This window comes from Bradyrhizobium sp. GCM10028915 (assembly GCF_042666195.1).
Classification (GTDB): domain Bacteria; phylum Pseudomonadota; class Alphaproteobacteria; order Rhizobiales; family Xanthobacteraceae; genus Bradyrhizobium; species Bradyrhizobium canariense_D.
Window position 1 is genome coordinate 1 of sequence record NZ_JBHTFN010000028.1, and the last position, 5,504, is coordinate 5,504.

6 protein-coding genes and 1 pseudogene are annotated in these 5,504 nt (G+C 61.0%); all 7 read right to left on the reverse strand.

Going from position 1 to position 5,504, the window contains the following annotated elements; translation table 11 throughout:
• Positions 1 to 7: 7 nt before the first annotated feature.
• Positions 8 to 1,075 (reverse strand): annotated as a pseudogene (locus tag ACFQX9_RS16605) (IS66 family transposase).
• A 138-nt stretch (positions 1,076 to 1,213) separates the two neighbouring features.
• Entirely contained in the window at positions 1,214 to 1,942 is a 729-nt protein-coding gene (locus tag ACFQX9_RS16610; protein ID WP_377789571.1) for a hypothetical protein, read from the reverse strand.
• Positions 1,876 to 3,300 carry a recombinase family protein gene (locus tag ACFQX9_RS16615; protein WP_377789573.1) on the reverse strand — a complete coding sequence of 475 codons (1,425 nt, stop codon included), beginning with the start codon at positions 3,298 to 3,300 and terminating at the stop codon, positions 1,876 to 1,878. Before ACFQX9_RS16615 ends, ACFQX9_RS16610 begins: the two co-directional genes overlap by 67 nt.
• Positions 3,297 to 3,953 carry an IS66 family insertion sequence element accessory protein TnpB gene (tnpB, locus tag ACFQX9_RS16620; RefSeq protein ID WP_377789575.1) on the reverse strand — a complete coding sequence of 219 codons (657 nt, stop codon included), beginning with the start codon at positions 3,951 to 3,953 and terminating at the stop codon, positions 3,297 to 3,299. Before tnpB (ACFQX9_RS16620) ends, ACFQX9_RS16615 begins: the two co-directional genes overlap by 4 nt.
• The gene (locus ACFQX9_RS16625; RefSeq protein ID WP_377789577.1) at positions 3,950 to 4,372 is read right to left on the reverse strand and encodes a transposase; all 423 of its coding nucleotides are present in this window, start codon (positions 4,370 to 4,372) and stop codon (positions 3,950 to 3,952) included. The genes tnpB (ACFQX9_RS16620) and ACFQX9_RS16625 overlap by 4 nt, the downstream gene beginning before the upstream one ends.
• Before the next feature lie 351 nt (positions 4,373 to 4,723).
• Entirely contained in the window at positions 4,724 to 4,924 is a 201-nt protein-coding gene (tnpB, locus tag ACFQX9_RS16630) for an IS66 family insertion sequence element accessory protein TnpB (protein ID WP_377789580.1), read from the reverse strand.
• Between the two features lie 238 nt (positions 4,925 to 5,162).
• Positions 5,163 to 5,504 (reverse strand): ATP-binding protein (locus ACFQX9_RS16635; RefSeq protein ID WP_377789582.1); only part of this gene is annotated, 342 nt, incomplete at its 5' end.

The following is a 5,504-nucleotide window of genomic DNA, read 5'->3' on the forward strand; positions in this document are numbered from 1 at the left end:
GACCCAATCACCATGTCGGCCAAAGCGGCTGCTCACGATCGCGCGAAATGCCTGCTAACCATCGCGTGAAATCACCGCTCACCATCAGCGAAATGCGCACATAACCGTCATAGGCATCGCATTGCAGGAAGCGTCCGTTAAAGCCATGCAGGAACTGCTCCGCGAAGGCGCCGCTGCGACCGGGGGCATATCGGAACAGCACGATCGGAGGACTTGGGCCGCTGTGGCCGCGGTCGTCGGAGACAATCGCTCAGAAGTAGCCTTTCTTCGTTTGGCCACGCCCCGGATCGAACACCGGTGCCGTGGTTTCGTCCATGAACAGACGATCTGCCATGGCCAGGCGGCGGCGCATGTGATCGGCGATCGGCTGGAGATGGAAGCAGGCGCGGCCGGACCAGTTGCCCAGTGTCGCCCGGTCAAGCCGGATCCCCTGGCGCGCATAGATCTCGGCCTGACGGTAAAACGGCGTATGGTCGCCGAACTTGGAGACGATCACGTGCGCAATCGCCGCTTCGGTCGGCAGCCCACCAGGCACGACGTGCTCCGGCGCGTGGGCCTGCACGACAGGGCCCGAGCAGCGGCGACAGATGTATTTCGGGCGGCGCGTGACCAGCACGCGCCATTGCGCCGGGATCACGTCGAGGCGTTTGCTGAGGTCCTCGCCGATCTTTGTCATGGCGCCGCAACCGCACGGACAGAGCGTGCTCGCAGGCTCGATGATCCGTTCCACCCGAGGCAAATGGGCAGGCAAGCAGCCGCGATTGCGATGAGAACCTTGATCCGGCGCGCTCCGCGATCGGCCCTGGATCACAGCCTCGGCTCTCTCCTGCGCCGCGTCCAGGATGCCTTGCGCGATCTCCACGTCTTCCAGCGGCAAGTCGTACTGATCTGGCCGTAGCTTCTCGGACTTCGCGCCGAACTTCTCGCGTCGCAATTCGCCGAGAATGACCTCCAGCCGACGCCGCGCTTCTTCCGACGCCGCCAGCGCCCCCTGATGCTCGCTCAAGGCCGCCTGCGTTTGCGCCAAAAGCGCTTTCAGTTGTTCATTTTCGTCGCGCAGCGCCGCGATGCTCATGCGCTATTTCGAGCACATCGCCGCCGCGCGTGCCACATTCAAAATAGCTTCTGAGTCATTCTGCCGCAGTTATCCAGCCGCCTGGGGACGCCGCGCTTCTTCCGGGCGGACTAACCTCCAATCCAGCCCTTCGAACGATCACCCATGTTGATGCCCCTCCTTGTTAGGCTGACAGATTCTTAGATCAAGTTGCGCAATGACGTGGTTTCGAAGGTCTCGGACAGCGTCAAGAATGGATGGTGTATTCGGGAAGAGATAGGCGCCGCTTGACTGGCGATCAATCAGCAAACGCTTACTTCGGATCTGCACATAGAGCCAGTTCACCGGGATCTTAAGCGTTCGGGCCAGTTCGGGCAGGCTGAGGAGTGAGTCGGCATGCACCCATCGGTTGCGCTGGGTAGTCACCTTGATGGCAGCGGCACGACGGAGCCGCCCAACGGTGATGGGCAGCACCTTATCGGCGCAATGAGGAGAGCGGTGGCCTTCCTGAGTAAGGATTGCGGCGATCTCGTCGTCTGGGACGCCGTCGCGGGCAAGCGCCAACAGGCGCGCCCGCATCTCTGTGCCTCGCGTCAATCTGGTGACGGAGTTGACGCTCATCCTCACCTCGAGCTCCGTCACGGCGCCTCCTCGCCAGACGATCCTGGCCAGGGCCAAGTCGTGCTCACCGCGGTCGAGCACGACCTTTTCGATGAGACATCGCAACAATGCCTTGCGATGCGCATCCGAGATAGTCTCGTCAGCCCATATCTGCGGCAAGCGTCCGGTGACGCTGATGACCTTGTTGTCGAGCTCCTTGCTTATGGCCACTTGTGTGATGGCTTTGGAGGGCGTCTGTCGGGCAAGCGCTTCTTCGGCGGCGCGCACGTGGTTAGAGCCGCTTCCCATCGGCGCTCGAGTTCTGAGGCGACCAGGCGATTGTCTGGATCAGCTCGGTTGAACTGCCGTTCGGCGAGCGCCGCCGTGTACCGCTTGCGCTCGAGCTCTCGTTCTGCGCTGGAACGTAACGCATTGTTCATCTGCTGCTGGACCCGGCGGGAGTGCGACAAGGCATCGAGTTCGGCCGGCGCCAGTGCAGTTAGGAATGTATGGGCAACGGCCGCATCGATACGGCTGGCCCGGATGTGTTGGCAGGTCGGCTGGCCTTCCTGGGTACGCAGGTGATTGCATACATACTCGCCGCCCCCCTTGTAGCGGACGTACATCTTATGGCCACATCGTGCGCACCAGGCGATGCCGTGGAGCAGAAGCTCGCCATCGCGAGGCGCGCCTCGGGTTTTGATGCGCATGTATTCGGCTCGGTTATCTCTCATGACGGCTCGGATTTTTTCATAAATTGGCCAGTCGATATAGGCAGGATATCGATCTTTGACGACGATCCGCCACTCCTCAGTCGGCCGCGGAGCCTTTTGCGGCAGGGCGCCCTCCCGCTTCGGCGGCTGGAGGCGGGTTCGTCCATAGACGAAGGCACCCGCATATGCGGGGTTCTTCAAGACGGCCGCCACCGCAGCCAGCGTCGCGCGCGTCCAACACAAATCGCCATGCCGATCACGACGTGGCAGTTCGAGGTCACGCTCGTTCAACGCCCGCATGACCTTGGCAACGCTGCGCAATTGCAGGAACAGTTGGAAGACGAGACCGAGCCGCCCTTGCACGGCCATGTCGGGATCCTTAACGACCACGCCACTCGGGTCCCGCATCAGCCCGATTGGCAGCATAACCGCAAGTTCGCCGCGTTCGGCTTTAGCCAGCAGGCCGGCGGTCAGCCGGCTGCGGAACGTGTGTAGCTCAAGCTCGGAGATCGAACCTTTCAGCCCGAGAAGCAAACGTCCGTTAGGAGTGCCCGGATCATAGACACCATCGCGGTCGGCAATCAGACAGCCACGCAGACCACAGATATCCAGGAGCGGATACCAGTCGGTACAATTACGCGCCAAGCGAGTCACGTCGATCGACAGGATGAGCCCCACTTCACTCAAGCCAACGCGGCCGACGAGTTCTTTGAAGCCATTACGATGCGCTGTAGAGGCGCCGCTCAACCCGAGATCGGTGTCAATCACGTCGATGGCCGCCTCACGCCATCCGAGTTCGCGGGCGCGCTTGCGAAGCGCGTATTGAAGGCGCAGGCTCTCCTGATTGCTTACGACCTGGTGGGGCGTCGACTGCCGGATGTAGACTACGGCTTTGCGCGCCAAGCGGCTTGGTGTGACCAACTCGGACTTCATGAGGGATCTCCGCCAAAATCGCGGCGACGTCTTCGACGATCTGGCGTCGGAGCGCGGGCGTCAGCGTCGACCAAAGATCGGCTGGATCCATGCTCATGTGCGTCGGGACAATCCGCTGTCGATAAAAGCTCGAGTAGAGCCTCCATACTCAGCTTAATCTGATTTGCTTCTTGTCCATAATATTCGATTGCAGTTGCCTGAATCAGGAGACTGCTTCCCGTGCGATACTCAACTTCATACGAAGCGGGAATGCCTCGGCTTCGCTGGCCGATCTTCCTGATCACTCGAAATGAGCGGCCGTACAAAGGATGGTGGGGGTCTCGAACTTCGACCACCTCCGGAAATGATTCGTCAGACTCACTATTGGGGACAGCGAACATCGCTGGCGATATGCGCATCACGCCGTCTGCGATCGTTGGCCAAACGAACTTGCAGTCTTCGAGGCGCTTATGAACTAACACCAGGCCCGTTCGATCCCAGACCAAAATCTTGATCCGGTCCGCTCGTTTCGATCGGAACACGAAGGCTGCGCCGCTGAACGGGTCGAGGCCAAGCATCTCCTGCACCTTCGCCGCAAGCCCATCGTGGCCACAGCGGAAGTCGATGGGCCGCGTCGCGATGTCAATCTTCAGATCGGCACCGGCCGCGATCATCGTGACGCTCGCATCGCGCGGATCACCCGGCACAGCTGCTCGCCATCTATGGCGGGGTCCGTCCGCAGCACGACATCGCCAATCGCGATCTCAAGCTTGATCGCCGGAACCTGACGCTCTTCCAACACGCTTTCCACGACCAGCGGCGCGAATGTCGACTGCGACGCCTCGCACGGCGCCAACATGCCTCGCTGTCGAAAGCGTCGTCGCCAATCGTAAATCTGCCAGCGCGTCGCTCCGTGCTTGCGCGCCACCTCGGACACCTGGGCACCGGGTAGCAGACTCTCGGCGACGATCCGGGCTCTCTCAGCCTCCGAACGCACCCGGCGGCCCGACGGTCCATCAAGCACCTCCAGCCGGCTCACCCGCCCTCCCGATGAGCCGTCCAAATGGACGTCCTTTTTGCTGTCCAATCCCATCCAAACCTCCGTTCCAAGCCGGAGGCTTCTTCGCACATTCATTCTAACTCTGAAGCCAGGGTAGCGGCTTCGCGCTTACCTTCGATCGCCGCTGCAACGATCCGATGCTTCTCCTACGAAGACTAGCGCCGCCGCCGCTGAACCGACGTGATCACCTCGATCGACGCGTTCGTCATAGGACTATCCCTAGAAAAAGTCCTATGACTTTCCAGCCCGCGCTCATCTCCGCAAGGCGGCCTCTACCGGATGCTAATTCTCGACAGGAGGTAGCCGAGTTGCGCGGGCGAGATCGCCACCACGCCGTCGGCCGCTCGGCCCACAGGAAGCGGCCAAGCTCCAGGCGCATCGTGATCAAATAGGATGCCCTGCGCCACCATGCCAAATCACCTTCAGCAGATCGCCTCTGCGTCCTCGAAAGCAGAACGGTGACCGCTCAGCAGGTCGCGATGCAGAATCTTCTGAACCTGCAAGTCCAGTGGACGGAAAGCCCTTGCGCATGTCGGTGTAGCCGGTCGCAAGCCACATCCGCACGCCCGTCGGTAATGGGATCATCGGGACCGTCCATCCGACAGCGCCGCCATTGCCACCGTCAAAGTCGCTGTGTCGACGGCTCCGTGAAGTCGGTTTCGTCCTCAGAATTATAGAAGACGAAATAGCCTGTAGCGCGTCGATCTGGATGGGAAGGCGCGGCAAACTGGATGGCGAGTCAGTGTCGCGGCGAAGTAATGATTGCCGCGCAGATTGTCGCGCGCAAGAGTTTTGTTGAACTCTGATTGTCGCGGAGCGTCAATCAGCGACGGTTTTGGGTGTCGCGTGCGAGGTCGGGCCGTCCCGGACCGCGTTTTCGGTCGAGCGCGGTGCGTCTGCGATAGCTCTCGACGTTCATCTCAACGATGGTGGCGTGGTGAACGAGACGATCAATGGCGGCGAGCGTCATGGCGGGGTCCGGGAAGACCTTGTTCCATTCGCCGAACGGCTGATTGGCGGTGATCAGCATCGAGCGCTGCTCGTAGCGTGTGCTGATGAGCTCGAACAGCACGCTAGTGTCGGCCTGGTCCTTGGTGACGTAAGCAAGATCATCTAGGATCAGGAGATCGAAGCGATCAAGGCGGTTGATGAGCCTCGAGGTTAA

Coding starts and splice junctions, on each gene's coding strand:
- ACFQX9_RS16615 (WP_377789573.1), bottom strand. CDS start 3,300: ATGAAGTCCGAGTTGGTCACACCAAGCCGCTTGGCGCGCAAAGCCGTA.
- tnpB (WP_377789575.1), bottom strand. CDS start 3,953: ATGATCGCGGCCGGTGCCGATCTGAAGATTGACATCGCGACGCGGCCC.
- ACFQX9_RS16625 (WP_377789577.1), bottom strand. CDS start 4,372: ATGGGATTGGACAGCAAAAAGGACGTCCATTTGGACGGCTCATCGGGA.
- tnpB (WP_377789580.1), bottom strand. CDS start 4,924: ATGATCCCATTACCGACGGGCGTGCGGATGTGGCTTGCGACCGGCTAC.